Source organism: Sphingomonas sp. TREG-RG-20F-R18-01 (assembly GCF_022662475.1).
Taxonomy (GTDB): Bacteria; Pseudomonadota; Alphaproteobacteria; order Sphingomonadales; family Sphingomonadaceae; genus Sphingomonas.
Genome location: NZ_JAKNQQ010000006.1, coordinates 197,114 through 210,977 on the forward strand (window position 1 = coordinate 197,114; position 13,864 = coordinate 210,977).

Consider the following 13,864-nt stretch of genomic DNA (forward strand, 5'->3'; position numbering starts at 1 on the left):
TCGTAAGCCGTCCTGACACCCGAGCATGCCGAAGGCCCGGTTCAGGCGTCGTGCAATTCCGGTATTCCGAGCAGGTCGATCAGCGCTCGCCGTGCGGCATGGATGCTGTCGACAAGTGCCAGATCGGGTTTCGGACCGATGATCTGACCGGGATGGATCTGCTCCGGCCAGTGATCCGTGATGACCTCGGCGATGCGCTCGAGCTTGGCCGGATCGACGAGAAAGCGCGGGTCGATCGTGCGCGCATCGGCGACGACGCGGAGCCGGAGGCAGGCGGGTCCGCCGCCATTGGCCATCGACTGGCGCACGTCGACCGTTTCGATACGACGGATCGGTCCATTCCCGGCTCGCATCCGGTCGAGCCAGGCGGCGACCCGCCCGTTCTGAGCGGCTTCGACCGGGACGATCAACGTGGTGGCCCCGTCCGGCGGCGTCACCAGCTGCGCGTTGAACAGATAGGAGGCGACCGCGTCCGCCAGCGATACGGCATCAGCCGGCACCTCGACGATGTCTGCCCAAGGTGCAGCCTGGCGGATCGCCGCATGCGCGGCGTCGCGATCGGCGAACGCCTGTTCGTGGACGAAGAGGATGCGCTCGTTCGCGACTGCCACGACGTCATTGTGGAAGGCGCCGGCACCGATTGCCACGCTGGACTGTTCGATGAACAGCGTTCGCGCCGGATCGAGACCATGGGCGCGAGCGATTGCCGCGCTTGCTTCGCGCGACTGTCGCGCCGGAAATGCTCCCCCCGAACGGCCAAACACGAACAGTTCGATGCCAGCCTCGCCATGCGTGGGGGCAAGGCGCATGTGGTTCGCAGCGCCTTCGTCGCCGAACGGGGCAGGAATGGGCGCGTGATGCGCGAAATGCGCGGGATCGGCGAAAGCGATCGCCAACTGGCGTCGGGTTTCCCGGGCCTCGTGGCTGCGATGCGGCATGGTTACCAGATTGGCGGCGGTGATATGGCAGCGTCCATCCGTCGTATCGCTCGCCGGAGAGACGGTCGCGGCATTCGCAGCCCACATCGCCGACGCAGACATCGCCTGCGCGCGCAGCAACGGTGTGGCATGGGCATAATCGGTCGACAATGCGGCGAGCCAGCGCCGGTTCGGGCGGTCGTGCGGCAGCAGGATCCCCTGCGTCAGGCCGAGCGCGAGGTTGGCGCGCATCTTTGCCAGGCCTTCCAGAGCGGCACGGCGAGGGTAGGAAACCGTCCCCGCATTCTGCGTCGCGGCGAGATTGCCATGGCTCAACCCGGCGAAATTATGGCTTGGACCGACGATCCCGTCAAAGTTGATTTCGGTCGTCATCACGTCCTCGCGACATGGCAAATGGTGGCGTCCTCGACGACTTCCAGCGCGCGCGCCACACGGGGAGAGATGACGACTCCGCCAGAGCAGGGCCGCACATCCCCATAGACACAGCGGAAGTCGGCCAGTCGGCCGCTCGCAATCAGCGCCGGATCGCCCCCGTCGAAATCGGTCGCGATGACTCGCGACGTCTGGACATCGCGGATCGTGCGGACCGAGTCCGTCTTCGCGATCATGGTCGGGCCGCCATCGAAGATGTCGACGTAATTCTCATACGCAAATCCTTCGTTTTCCAGCATCCTCATCGCGGCGCGTCCCGACGGGTGCGGCAAGCCGATCACCGCGCGCGCGGTTTCGGGGAGCATGGCGGTGTAGATCGGATGCTTGGGGAACAGATCGGCGATGAACTGGTGGCCCTGCACCGCATTGAACTGGTCGGCGTCCTGGAAATTCATCCCGAAGAAGCGGCCCGCGAGCCCGTCCCAGAATGGCGAGCCGCCCGCTTCATCGATGATCCCGCGAAGTTCCGCCAGAACGCGGTCGGCAAAGCGCGCGCGATGCTTGGCGATGAACAGATAGCGGCTGCGCGCGAGCAACAGCCCCAGCCCACCAGCGCGTTCGCCCGGGTGGAGGAACAGCCCGCCGACTTCGCTGCTGCCTTCGAGGTCAGTCGTCAGGCCGAGCATGTCGGCACGGAAGGTGCGCCCCAATTCCTTGGAATGCTGCGTCAGCGTGCCGAGGCGATAGCTGTAGAAGGGGTAGCTTTGCCCGACATGCGTGAAGATCTGGCATGTGCCGCGGACTTCGCCGGTCTCGGTGTTCTCCAATACCAGCACGAACAGATCGTCTGCCTTGGTGTCGTCCTCGCGCGCGAAGGCGGCGGCGCTGCGCTCGAGCTTGGCGGTGAGCGCGGTCCGGTCCGGCGGCAGGTTGGTGAAGCCGCCGCCGGTGAGCTTGGCCATTTCGTACAGCGGCTTGAGATCGGCGTCGCGCGCGGCGCGGATACGGTAGGTCACAACTGGCCCTTTTCGGCGATACGCAAAATGGTGAGCGCGGACAAAGCCGCCCGCTCGGGGAGGGAGTCGACGATCAGATATTCGTCGGTCGAATGAATCGCGCCGCCGCGCGCGCCCATCGTGTCGACCACGGGCATGCCACAGGCGGCGATGGTATTGCCGTCGCACACCCCGCCGGTCGCGCGCCAGCCGATGTCGAGGCCAAGATCCGCGCCGCACGTCTTCACGAGCTCGAACAGCCGCGCCGCCCCCGCATCGATGGGCTTGGGCGGGCGGTTGAAGCTGCCGTGGAGCTTTATCGTGACGTCATGATGCGCCGCCACGGCAGCGATCGTCGCGTCGAGCAACGCTTGCGCGCGATCGATCGCGGCGTGGTCGGCGGGGCGGAAGTTGATGCGGAGCACGGCATGGTCGGGGACGACGTTGTTCGGCCCGCCGCCTTCGATCCGCGCCGGATTGACCGCGAGCCCGTCCCCGCGCGCGGCGTGGAGGCGGACCGCGAGATCGGCGGCGGCGACGATCGCGTTGCGCCCGTCCTCGGGGTTGCGCCCGGCATGTGCGCTGCGCCCGGTGACGACGATCGAGAAATTGCCCGTCCCCCCGCGTGCCCCCGCAAGCGTGCCGTCGGGGAGCGCGGGTTCGTAGGTGAGCGCGGCGATCTTGCCCTGCGCGATCCGGCGGATCAGCGCGGAGGAGGAGAAGGAGCCGGTTTCCTCGTCGGAATTGATGACGACGTCATAACCGATCCGCGCCGCGAGCGGGCTCGTTTCGACTGCGACCAGTGCGGCGAGCATCACCGCGAGACCGCCCTTCATGTCCGCGACCCCGGGGCCGTTGAGCGTCCCGTCGTCGCGCATCGTCAGCGTCTGGAACGCGTGGTCGACGGGGTAGACCGTGTCCATATGGCCGGTCAGGAGCAGCTGGACGGGCGCTTCCGGGCGAACGCTAACGTGCAAGTGCCGGCCGTGATCGAGGATCGCGACGCTTCCATCGGACCCTACACTCTCGGCTGTATCGCCCTCGATCAGTTCAACTTTTCCTGGAAGTGCACCGAATGCTGCAACCAGCAGATCCGCAACCCCAGCCAGTCCGCCAAGATTGCGCGTTCCCGAATTGACCGCCGACCATTGCTCGACCTGCCGCAGCATCGGCTGCGCGCGCGCGACCGCGATCGCCGCGCTTTCGTGTTCGTTCAAACCCCTCATCGAAACAGCCTAGCTTGGGTTTGCGATCGGCTCCAGTCCGTTGCGACGGAAACGATCTGCCACCTCAGCGGAGATGTTCTGCAAACACGGCAAGAACCTCGCGGTAGAGCGGCGCCTTGAACGGGACGATGATCTCGGGAAGGGTCGCGGGGTCGACCCATGCCCATTCCTTGAACTCCTCATGTTCGGTCGCAATGTCGATATCGCTGTCCAGGCCCTTGAAACGATACAGAAACCACCGCTGCCGCTGCCCGCGCCACTTGCCTTTCCAGACGCGCCCGACAAGGTCTTCGGGCAGATCGTAGAACAGCTCCTGCGGAGATACCGCGATCAGATCGACCTTGTCGGGCGTGATCCCGGTTTCCTCGCGCAACTCGCGCAAGGCAGCGGTTTCGGCGTCCTCGCCATCGTCGATCCCGCCCTGCGGCATCTGCCACGCCTCGACCTCGGTATCGATCCGCTGGCCGACGAAGACCTTCCCTTCGGCGTTCAGGATCATCAGCCCGGCACAGGGACGATACGGCAGCGTCGTCGGATCGGTCACGCCGCTGCCTGTGCCATCACGCGCTGCGCTTCGGCCTCGGCGATCAGCGCCTTGGCCGCAACGAGCGCCCCGGCGACGTCGCCCGCCGACGACGGGATCGCCTTGCGCAGCGTGACGAAGCCGTGGATGTTGCCGACGGCTTCGCGGAACACGACCGCGACGCCGGCTTCGGCCAGCGCGGCGGCATAAGCGCGACCCTGGTCGCGGATCGGATCGAGGCTTGCGGTCACGACCACGGCGGGCGGCATCCCGGCGAGGTCGCCCAGCAGTGGCGAGGCGCGGACATGCTCGGCTTCGGCCTGATAGGCCACGTTGAACCAGTCCATCGTCGCGCGCGTCAGCAGATAACCCTCGGCGAACTGGTCGTAGGACGGATAGGGTTTGGACGTATCGGTCGCAGGATAGAAGGGCAGGTGCGCGATCACCGGCACCGCGGCGGGTGTGTCCCGCAACGCGGCCGCCACGACGATCGCGAGGTTGCCCCCCGCGCTGTCGCCGCACGGCACCAGCGCAGTAACACCGCGCCCCAGTTCGGCCGGGCCGCTTGCCGCCCAGCGCGCCGCAGACTCGCAATCGTCGGGCGCGGCGGGCCAGGGCTGTTCGGGCGCGAGCCGGTAATCCACCGCGAGCACGGGAAGATCGAGCGCGCGCGAAATCTCGGCGCAGAAGCTCGCATGTGTGTCGAGGTCACCGATCACGAACCCGCCCCCGTGATAGAAGAGCACGAGCGGCCCGGGTACGCGATCCGCCTGCACGTCGAACAGCCGCGCCGGGATCGTGCCCGCCGCGCCGGGGATCGCAATGTCCTTGACCAGCCCGAGTTCGCCAACCGGCGGATCCGCAATGTCCTTCATCGCCGCATAGGCTGCCCGCGCGGCGGGGGGCTCCATCTCGTGCGTGCGGGGGCCGGGGAGGTTGTTGAGGAACGCAAGGAAGCCCGCGACGTCCGCGCGAACATAGGGGGTAGGGGTCTCGGGCGGGGTGCTGCTGTCGGCCATGCGGCGCTCTCCATTGGTCTCTGCCAGTCTCGCACCTACCTAGGCAGGATGATCCCGGTCGTCCATCACCCCGCCTATGTCGCTACGGGACAGGCAAACAATCCGAGCCAGCTCAGCAAGAACGCGGCGATCCGCAATCGCCTCGAGGCGGAAGGGGCAGGGGTCGCGTGGCATGTGCCCGACGCGATGCCGCTATATTGGCTCGAGACGGTGCACGACGCCGACTATGTCGCCGAAGTGCTCGGCGCGCGCGTGCCCCGCGAGAAGGAGCGGCGGATCGGCTTTGCGGTGACCGAGTCGGTCGCTGCGCGCGCGGCGGTGGTGCCGGGCGGCACGTGGCTTGCCGGAAAGATCGCGCTGAAGACGGGCTTCGCCGCCAATACCGCGGGGGGCAGTCACCACGCTTTGGCGGCGACGGGGGCCGGCTATTGCGTCTTCAACGATCTCGCGATCGCCGCGGTCCGGCTCGCGGAGGAGGATGGGCTGCGCGTGCTGGTGGTCGATTGCGACGTCCACCAGGGCGACGGCACCGCCGCACTCACCGCAGGCTATCCCCAGATCGCGACCTATTCGATCCACGCCGAGAAGAATTTCCCGGTCCGCAAGGCGCGGTCGACGCTCGACGTCGGTCTGCCCGATGCAACCGGCGACGCGGCCTATCTCGCCACGCTCGAGTCGACGCTGGTGCCAATGCTCGACGAGGTCCGCCCGCAGATCATCCTCTATCAGGCGGGGATCGACCCGCTCGCAAACGACCGGCTCGGTCGTCTTGCGCTAAGTGATGAGGGACTTGTCGCGCGCGAAAATCTCGTCGCGCGGCTTGCGATCGATCGGGGCATTCCACTGGCGAGTACGGTCGGTGGCGGCTATGGCGCGGACGTGGTCGCGCTGGCCGAACGGCATGTCCGCGCGATCCTCACGCTCGGCGCGGCCTTCGCCGCCGCTGGGTGACCGGAAAGCAGCGGTTGCACCGCCCCTTATTGAAACTACCTTGGCCCTGCGCCGTTCGAGGCATAAGGGCATGACAACGATTACCCGTAGGACAAGACGCTGATGGCGACCGCCGCGCACGAAGTTACCCCCCAAGAAGCCTCCGCCCACCCCACCGCAGAGTCCGTCGTCGTCCGGTTCGCCGGCGACTCGGGCGATGGTATGCAGTTGACCGGGGGGCAGTTCACGCTGTCGACCGCGCTGTCGGGCAATGATCTGGCGACCTTCCCCGATTTCCCCGCCGAAATCCGCGCGCCGCAAGGCACGTTGTTCGGTGTGTCCGCGTTCCAGATTAACTTCGGCTCGACCGCGATCGAGACTGCGGGCGACGCGCCCGACGTGCTGATCGCGATGAACCCGGCGGCGCTGAAGGTGAATGCGCCCGCGCTGAAGGCCGGTGGCCTGATCATCGCGGACGAAGGCGAGTTTGGCGAACGCAACCTCGCCAAGGCGAAATACGCCGCCAACCCGCTGACCGACGGCAGCCTCGCCAAGTGGCAGCTGCTGAGCTTCAACATCTCGCAACTGACGCTCGATGCGGTGAAGCCGTTCGGCCTTGGCAACAAGGAAGCGCTGCGTTGCAAGAACATGTGGACGCTGGGGCTCGCGCTCTGGATGTTCGATCGGGATCGCGCGCCGATCGTCGACTGGCTCAAGACCAAGTTCGCCAAGGCCCCCGTGCTCGCCGAGGCGAACATCGCCGCTCTGAACGCCGGCCACGCCTACGGCGAGACCGCCGAGCTGGCGGGCCCGATGAAGCAGCATCACATCGGCGTCGCCCCGACGGCTCCCGGTCTGTACCGCACCGTCACCGGGGCCGAGTCGATCTCGCTCGGGCTGGTCGCGGGCGTCCAGTTGGCGGACGTTCCAATGTTCTTCGGCGGCTATCCGATCACGCCCGCGTCGGCGATCCTCCACTTCCTGTCGCGCCTGAAGGAATATGGCGTCACCACCTTTCAGGCAGAGGACGAAATCGCCGCGATCGCGTCTGCGATCGGCGCGTCCTACGCCGGGCAGCTTGGCGTCACATCGTCGTCAGGCCCGGGCATCGCGCTCAAGGGCGAGGCGATGGGGCTTGCGATCATGACCGAGCTGCCGCTCGTCATCGTCAACTCGCAGCGCGGTGGCCCCTCGACCGGCCTGCCGACCAAGACCGAGCAGTCGGATCTGTATCAGGCGGTTTACGGCCGTAACGGCGATGCGCCGATGCCGGTCCTCGCCGCGCGCTCGCCGTCGGATTGCTTCGACGTCGCGATCGAGGCGGTGCGCATCGCGGTCCAGTACATGACCCCGGTGATGCTGCTGACCGACGGCTATATCGCCAATGCGGCCGAGCCGTGGCTCGTCCCCGACATGTCGACCTATGCGCCGTTCCCGGTCGAGTATCTGGAAGAAGTGCCCGAGGGTGGCTTCCTGCCCTATGCGCGCGACGAGAACCTTAAGCGTCCGTGGGTCAAGCCCGGCACGCCCGGCCTGCTCCACCGCATCGGCGGGATCGAGAAGGCGATCGGCACCGGCAACATCGATTACGGTGCCGAAAATCACCAGAAGATGACCGAGATCCGCCGCGACAAGGTCGCGAACATCGCGGTGCCCGACCAGACGGTCGAGCTCGGCGAGACCTCGGGCAAGCTCGCGATCGTCGGCTGGGGTTCGACCTTCGGGCCGATTCATCAGGCGGTCCGCCGTGCGCGCGCGAAGGGCCGTGACGTGGCACACATCCACATCCGCCACATCTGGCCGATGCCCGCAAATCTTGGTGCGTTGCTGAAGGGTTACGACACCATCCTCGTGCCGGAAATGAACACCGGGCAGCTCAAGACGGTGCTCCGCGACCAGTTCCTGGTCGACGCCAAGCCGCTCAACAAGGTGTCGGGTCAGCCATTCCTCATCTCCGAGATCGAGGACGCGATCGACGGTCATCTCCCCGCCGAGGGCGATTTCGTACCTTCCAGCGAAACCCAACTGCCCAGCCCGGAGGCTGTGAACCCATGAACGACATGACCCCCATCGTGAAGACGACGCCGAAGGACTGGGAAACCGATCAGGAAGTCCGCTGGTGCCCGGGCTGCGGCGACTATGCCGTGCTCAAGGCGGTCCAGCGCACGATGCCCGAAATCGGCGCGCGTCCGGAAAACACCGTGTTCGTCAGCGGCATCGGCTGCTCGTCGCGCTTTCCTTATTATATGGAGACCTACGGCTTCCACACGATCCACGGGCGTGCGCCTGCGGTCGCGACGGGCGTCAAGCTCGCCAACCCCGATCTCGACGTGTGGATCATCACCGGGGACGGCGACGCGCTGTCGATCGGCGGCAACCACACGATGCACCTCATCCGCCGCAATCTCGATTGCCAGGTTCTGCTCTTCAACAACGAGATCTACGGCCTGACCAAGGGGCAGTACTCCCCGACGTCGCGCGTCGGCACGCGCACGCCATCGACTCCGTTCGGTTCGGTCGACACCCCCGCCAACCCGTGCGCGTTTGCATTGGGCGCAGGCGGCCGGTTCATCGCGCGCGCGATCGACATCCACAAGAACCTCGTCGGCGTCCTGAAGGCAGCGCATGCGCACAAGGGCACCGGGTTCGTCGAGATCTTCCAGAACTGCATCGTCTATAACGACGACGTCTTCGCGCCCTTCACCGAGAAGAAGAACGCTGGTGCCAACCAGCTTTGGGTCGAGCACGGCAAGCCGTTGCTGTTCGAAGCCGGCACCAAGGGCCTGGCGATGGACATGGAGCGGCTGGTGCTCAAGGTCGTCGACGTAGTCGACGGCGACTGGGCGGCGGCTGGCGTGATCGTGCATGACCAGACCAACCGTGGCCTGGCGCACATGCTTGTCGAGATGCCTTTCGGGATGTTCCCAATGGCGCTCGGCGTGCTGTTCGACGATCCGCGTCCGACGTTCGAAAGCGCGGTCGTGACGCAGAATACGGAAGCGGCGAAGGGCAAGACGCCCGACCTGCAGAAGCTGCTCTCGCAGGGGCAGACGTGGCAGGTGGAGAAAGAACCACGAGTCGAGTAAGAGGATCTCGCACGAAGCCACAAAGGCACGAAGAAGGGTGATGGATGCGCGTTGCGCTGGAAGACATTGCCCGGATCTCGGTCGATTGTGGCTTCAAGCTGCATCAAGCGCTCGGGCCGGGACTTCTTGAGTCGGTGTATGAAGTCTGCCTCGCATCCAGCCTGATGGATCGGGGGTTGTCGGTGGAACGGCAGCGGCCGATCCCAATCCGGTTCAATGGGTTGCAATTCGAAGAGGGGTTCCGGGCAGACATTCTCGTCGAGGGAATGTTGCTGATCGAACTGAAATCTACGGAACGATATGCCGCCGTCCACGCTAAGCAGGTTCTAACCTATCTCAGGTTGATGGACCTGCCACTGGGACTGCTGATGAATTTCGGAGCACCGACAGTCAAGGACGGCGTGAGGCGGCTCATCAACGATTATGTAAGTCCGTATCCATGATCTCCTGCTTCGTGCCTTTGTGGCTTTGTGCGAGTCACCTTTCTTCCACGGTAGCGCCAAAGTGAGCGACGCCCCCGCACTCCTCTGGCTCCGCCGGGACCTCCGCCTCGCCGATCATCCCGCGCTGATCGCCGCGATCAACGAGGGACCAGTCATCCCCGTCTACATCCTCGACGACGACACCCCCGACAAATACCACATGGGCGGTGCGTCAAGATGGTGGCTCCACCACAGCCTCGACAGCCTCGATGCCGACCTGCGCGAGAAGGGCTCACGCCTGATCCTGCGCCGTGGCAAATGCGTCGATGTGCTGGCCGAACTCGCAAAGGAAACCGGCGCGACGCAGGTCCATTGCATCCGCCATTTCGAACCGTGGTGGCGCAAGGCCGAGGAAGCGGTCGCCGAGACGCTCGACCTCGTCTGCCGCGACGGCAATTACCTCGCGCCGCCAGGATCGATCACGACCGGCAGCGGCGGGCAGTACAAGATCTACACCCCGTTCTGGCGCGCGCTCAAGCAGCACATGCCGCCCCCCGCGCCGATCCACAAACCCACGAAAATCCCGTCGCCGAAGAAATGGCCCAAGAGCGACAAACTCGCCGACTGGACGTTGCTGCCGACCAAGCCCGACTGGTCGACCGGCTTCTCGAACGACTGGACCCCCGGCGAAGACGCCGCGCACGATCGCCTGAACGCGTTCAAGAAGCAGGCGAAGTACTATGACGACACGCGAAACTTCCCCTCGCAGGAGGGTAGCTCGCGCTTGTCCCCGCACCTCCATTTCGGCGAACTTTCGGCAGCGCAGGTGTGGCACGCGGTCGCCAATGTCGGCGGGTCGGTCGATGTCTTCCTGAGCGAGATCGGCTGGCGCGACTATGCGCAAAACGTCATCCTGCAATATCCGGAGTACGGCTCAAAGAACGCGCGCGAGAAGTATGACGCGATGCCGTGGCGCAGCGGCAAGGACGCCGACGCCGACCTCAAGGCATGGCAGAAGGGCCGCACGGGCTATCCGATCGTCGACGCCGGGATGCGCCAGCTCTGGAAAACCGGCTGGATGCACAACCGCGTCCGCATGATCACCGCGAGCTTCCTGATCAAGCACCTCCTGATCGACTGGCGCGAGGGCGAGCGGTGGTTCTGGGATTGCCTGGTCGATGGCGATTACGGATCCAACTCGGTCAACTGGCAGTGGACCGCGGGCACGGGAATCGATTCGAACATGTTCGTCCGGATCATGGCGCCGCTGACCCAGTCGCCCAAGTTCGACGCGGGGGCCTATATTCGTGAATGGGTGCCCGAGCTCGCCGACGTGAAGGGCGACGCAATCCACGACCCCGAGGAGGCCGGGTGCCGCCCGAAGGAGTATCCCGCCAAGATCATCGGCCACCGCGAGGCGCGCGAGCGTGCGTTGCAGGCGGTGAAACAGGTGCGCTGAGCGGCTTGGCAACCACGCCCCGGAATGCGAGGGGGGCGCGATGTTTGGGGTATTTGCAAAACCGTTCAATGCCGTGCTCGACCGGATCGATGCTGGTCTGGTCGAGGGGTCGCTCGCGGCAACCTTGCCGGGGGGGCGCAAGCGGCTGCTCGGCGGGAGGGCGCCCGGGCCGGCGGCGGTGGTCGATCTGGTCAGCTGGCGCGCACTGCTGCGGCTGGTGACGGGCGGCTCGGCGGGCTGGTATGTCGGCTGGGCCAAGGGGGAGTGGACCAGCCCCGATCCGACCGTGCTGTTCGAACTGTTCATGCGCAACCGCCTCAGTCTGGGCGGGACGGCGCGATCGGGCGGAATGATCCGCATGCTGCGCGGCTGGCGCAACGCCCTGCGCCGCAACTCGCGCGCGGGATCCCGGCGCAACATCCATTTCCACTACGATCTGGGTAACGACTTCTATAGCCTGTGGCTCGATCCGAGCATGATGTACTCGGCCGCACTGTTCGATGAAGCGGCGATGACGACCGAGAATCTGACGGCGGCACAGGCGCGAAAGAACGTTGCGATCCTCGACCGGCTGGAGCTGACGCCCGGGCAGACCGTGCTCGAGATCGGCTGCGGCTGGGGTGGCTTCGCCGAGGCGGCGGCGCGGCGCGGGGTGCGGGTCGATGCAATCACGCTGTCGAGCGAACAGGAACGCGCGGTCAATGACCGGATCGCGGATGCCGGGCTGTCGGGCGTCACCGTCTCGCGGACCGATTACCGCGATGTCACCGGCCAGTATGACGGGATCGTCAGCATCGAGATGGTCGAGGCGGTCGGACAGGACTATTGGGGCACGTATCTCGCCGCGATCGCGCGCGCGCTCAAACCCGGCGGGCGCGCGGCGATCCAGTATATCACGATCGATGACGCGATCTTCGAGGCCTATGCCGCGAACGTCGATTTCATCCAGCGGTTCGTGTTTCCGGGCGGGATGCTGCTGTCGGAAAGCCGCTTCCGCGCGCTCGCCAGGTCGCACGGACTCGCGTGGCAGGACAAGCGCAGCTTCGGCCTTCATTATGCCGAGACGCTGCGTCGCTGGCGGATCGCGTTCGATGCAGCGGTGCATGCTGGGCGTCTTCCGGCGAAGTTCGACAGCAAGTTCATAAACTTGTGGCGCTATTATCTGATGTACTGCGAGGGCGGGTTCCGCGGGCAGGGAATCGACGTCGCACAGGTCACGCTGGTCAAGGTCTGACGCCAAACCGGAAGCTGCGCGGAAACGCGAAACCCACGCTGCGCCGGGTTTCTCGGTCACGCTCGAAACGAACGGTCACGATCAACCCGGCCCATCGACCGCCATCAATGCGGCACTACCCCGAGCTCGAACCCGGTCTTGTCGTGCAAGGCATAGCGATCGACTAGATCGGCGCTCGCGCGATTGTAGCCGATGACCTCGACCACCGACCCGTCCCGGCGCAGCCGGGCGACGATCTTGTCGAGCGCGCCGACCCCCGAAATGTCCCAGAAATGCGCTGAGGTCATATCGATCGTGACCGGCGCGCCGTGCTCCGGCAGGAACGCCCTTGAGAAGCGGTCGACCGAGGCAAAGAAGATCTGCCCGCTGACCTGGTAGACCACGCCGCCGGCACCCGTCGTGCGCACCACGGAAACCATCCGCCCCACCTTGCCCGCGAAGAAGATCCCCGACAGCAGCACCCCGGCCAGCACGCCCTGCGCCAGATCATGCGTCGCGACGACGACCGCGACCGTCACCAGCATCACCGCCGAGGACGTCGGCGGGTGCCGGCCGAGGTTGAGGATCGAATTCCAGCTGAAGGTCCCGATCGAGACCATGATCATCACCGCGACCAGCGCGGGCATCGGGATCCGCCCGACCACCGGCCCCAGCACCGCGAGCAGGAACAGCAGGAACGCCCCCGCGACGAAGGTCGACAGCCGCTTGCGCCCGCCCGAGGTCACGTTGATCACCGATTGGCCGATCATCGCGCACCCGCCCATCCCGCCGACCAATGCGGCGACGATGTTAGCCCCGCCTTGGCCCGCGCATTCACGGCGCTTGTTGCTATCCGTGTCGGTCATGTCGTCGACGATCTGCGCGGTGAGCAGCGATTCGAGCAGCCCGACCGCCGCCATCGTCAACGAATAGGGCAGGATGATCCGCAGCGTCTCCCACGTCAGCGGAACCTGCGGCAGCGCGAACGACGGCAGCCCCGAGGGCAGGCGTCCCATGTCGCCGACGGTGCGCACCGGCAGGGCGAGCGCGATGCTGATCACCGCGAGCACGACGATCGCGACCAGCGGGGAGGGCAGCGCCTTGGTCAGGCGCGGCAGGAGATAGATGATCGCCAGACCGCCAGCGACCAGCGCGAAGCTATGCCAGGTCACGCCCGTCAGCTGCGGCAACTGCGCCATGAAAATGAGGATCGCCAAGGCGTTGACGAAACCAGTGATCACCGAGCGGGAAACGAACTGCATCACCAGGTCGAGCCGGAGCACCGCCGCGAGGATTTGGAACACCCCCATCAGGATGGTCGCGGCGAAAAGATAGGGGACGCCGTGATCACGCACCAGCGGCGTCACCACCACCGCGACCGCCGCGGTCGCCGCCGAGATCATCGCGGAACGGCCGCCGATGAAGGAGATGACGATCGCGATCGCGACCGAGGCGTAAAGCCCGACCTGCGGATCGACGCCCGAGATGATCGAGAAGCCGATCGCTTCGGGAATGAGCGCCAGCGCGACGACGATGCCGGCCAGCGTCTCGCGCCGCACGTCGGCGAACGAGGAGAACCATTGGGTTCTGAAAGATGAAAATGTCATGAGATACCAAACGCAGGCACATGGCACCGGACCGCTTGCAGGGTCGGTGACTTCGCTATCCATGTGTTCTGTTA

12 protein-coding genes and 1 other annotated feature (1 of these 13 only partly in view) are annotated in these 13,864 nt (G+C 65.8%); of the genes, 6 read left to right on the forward strand and 6 right to left on the reverse strand.

Going from position 1 to position 13,864, the window contains the following annotated elements:
- Nucleotides 1-41: 41 nt before the first annotated feature.
- The 5 genes from L8K25_RS16635 to L8K25_RS16655 form a co-directional block, all read right to left on the reverse strand.
- Nucleotides 42-1,310, reverse strand: a complete 1,269-nt coding sequence (locus L8K25_RS16635; RefSeq protein ID WP_242140091.1) for an N-succinylarginine dihydrolase — start codon at nt 1,308-1,310, stop codon at nt 42-44.
- Entirely contained in the window at nt 1,310-2,326 is a 1,017-nt protein-coding gene (locus L8K25_RS16640; protein ID WP_242140092.1) for an arginine N-succinyltransferase, read from the reverse strand. The genes L8K25_RS16635 and L8K25_RS16640 overlap by 1 nt, the downstream gene beginning before the upstream one ends.
- The gene (locus L8K25_RS16645; protein WP_242140093.1) at nt 2,323-3,531 is read right to left on the reverse strand and encodes a hydrolase; all 1,209 of its coding nucleotides are present in this window, start codon (nt 3,529-3,531) and stop codon (nt 2,323-2,325) included. The genes L8K25_RS16640 and L8K25_RS16645 overlap by 4 nt, the downstream gene beginning before the upstream one ends.
- Before the next feature lie 64 nt (nt 3,532-3,595).
- Nucleotides 3,596-4,075 carry an RNA pyrophosphohydrolase gene (locus tag L8K25_RS16650; protein ID WP_242140094.1) on the reverse strand — a complete coding sequence of 160 codons (480 nt, stop codon included), beginning with the start codon at nt 4,073-4,075 and terminating at the stop codon, nt 3,596-3,598.
- Nucleotides 4,072-5,073, reverse strand: a complete 1,002-nt coding sequence (locus L8K25_RS16655; RefSeq protein ID WP_242140095.1) for an alpha/beta hydrolase — start codon at nt 5,071-5,073, stop codon at nt 4,072-4,074. The genes L8K25_RS16650 and L8K25_RS16655 overlap by 4 nt, the downstream gene beginning before the upstream one ends.
- A 48-nt stretch (nt 5,074-5,121) precedes the next feature.
- Here L8K25_RS16655 and L8K25_RS16660 point away from each other — a divergent pair, with 48 nt between their 5' ends.
- From L8K25_RS16660 to L8K25_RS16685, 6 genes are all read left to right on the forward strand, one after another.
- Nucleotides 5,122-6,024 (forward strand): histone deacetylase, encoded by a 903-nt coding sequence (locus L8K25_RS16660; RefSeq protein ID WP_242140096.1) that lies wholly within the window; start codon nt 5,122-5,124, stop codon nt 6,022-6,024.
- Nucleotides 6,025-6,126: 102 nt separating this feature from the next.
- Nucleotides 6,127-8,058 carry a 2-oxoacid:acceptor oxidoreductase subunit alpha gene (locus tag L8K25_RS16665; protein WP_242140097.1) on the forward strand — a complete coding sequence of 644 codons (1,932 nt, stop codon included), beginning with the start codon at nt 6,127-6,129 and terminating at the stop codon, nt 8,056-8,058.
- Nucleotides 8,055-9,089 (forward strand): 2-oxoacid:ferredoxin oxidoreductase subunit beta, encoded by a 1,035-nt coding sequence (locus L8K25_RS16670; protein WP_242140098.1) that lies wholly within the window; start codon nt 8,055-8,057, stop codon nt 9,087-9,089. Before L8K25_RS16665 ends, L8K25_RS16670 begins: the two co-directional genes overlap by 4 nt.
- Before the next feature lie 44 nt (nt 9,090-9,133).
- A complete protein-coding gene (locus L8K25_RS16675; protein ID WP_242140099.1) occupies nt 9,134-9,532 on the forward strand; it encodes a GxxExxY protein in 399 nt (132 codons plus the stop codon).
- 61 nt (nt 9,533-9,593) lie between these two features.
- Nucleotides 9,594-10,970, forward strand: a complete 1,377-nt coding sequence (locus L8K25_RS16680) for a deoxyribodipyrimidine photo-lyase (protein ID WP_242140100.1) — start codon at nt 9,594-9,596, stop codon at nt 10,968-10,970.
- A gap of 40 nt (nt 10,971-11,010) precedes the next feature.
- The gene (locus tag L8K25_RS16685; RefSeq protein ID WP_242140101.1) at nt 11,011-12,204 is read left to right on the forward strand and encodes a cyclopropane-fatty-acyl-phospholipid synthase family protein; all 1,194 of its coding nucleotides are present in this window, start codon (nt 11,011-11,013) and stop codon (nt 12,202-12,204) included.
- 104 nt (nt 12,205-12,308) lie between these two features.
- On the opposite strand, the gene L8K25_RS16690 is transcribed toward L8K25_RS16685, so the two are convergent.
- Nucleotides 12,309-13,790: a SulP family inorganic anion transporter gene (locus L8K25_RS16690; RefSeq protein ID WP_242140102.1), complete on the reverse strand. Its 1,482-nt coding sequence runs from the start codon at nt 13,788-13,790 to the stop codon at nt 12,309-12,311.
- 69 nt (nt 13,791-13,859) lie between these two features.
- Nucleotides 13,860-13,864: a sequence feature (sul1 is cis-regulatory element that is thought to sense ions involved in sulfur or methionine metabolism; They are found in Alphaproteobacteria), on the reverse strand (it continues 51 nt past the right edge of the window).

Coding starts and splice junctions, on each gene's coding strand:
- L8K25_RS16635 (WP_242140091.1), bottom strand. CDS start 1,310: ATGACGACCGAAATCAACTTTGACGGGATCGTCGGTCCAAGCCATAAT.
- L8K25_RS16645 (WP_242140093.1), bottom strand. CDS start 3,531: ATGAGGGGTTTGAACGAACACGAAAGCGCGGCGATCGCGGTCGCGCGC.
- L8K25_RS16655 (WP_242140095.1), bottom strand. CDS start 5,073: ATGGCCGACAGCAGCACCCCGCCCGAGACCCCTACCCCCTATGTTCGC.
- L8K25_RS16660 (WP_242140096.1), top strand. CDS start 5,122: ATGATCCCGGTCGTCCATCACCCCGCCTATGTCGCTACGGGACAGGCA.
- L8K25_RS16665 (WP_242140097.1), top strand. CDS start 6,127: ATGGCGACCGCCGCGCACGAAGTTACCCCCCAAGAAGCCTCCGCCCAC.
- L8K25_RS16670 (WP_242140098.1), top strand. CDS start 8,055: ATGAACGACATGACCCCCATCGTGAAGACGACGCCGAAGGACTGGGAA.
- L8K25_RS16675 (WP_242140099.1), top strand. CDS start 9,134: ATGCGCGTTGCGCTGGAAGACATTGCCCGGATCTCGGTCGATTGTGGC.
- L8K25_RS16685 (WP_242140101.1), top strand. CDS start 11,011: ATGTTTGGGGTATTTGCAAAACCGTTCAATGCCGTGCTCGACCGGATC.
- L8K25_RS16690 (WP_242140102.1), bottom strand. CDS start 13,790: ATGACATTTTCATCTTTCAGAACCCAATGGTTCTCCTCGTTCGCCGAC.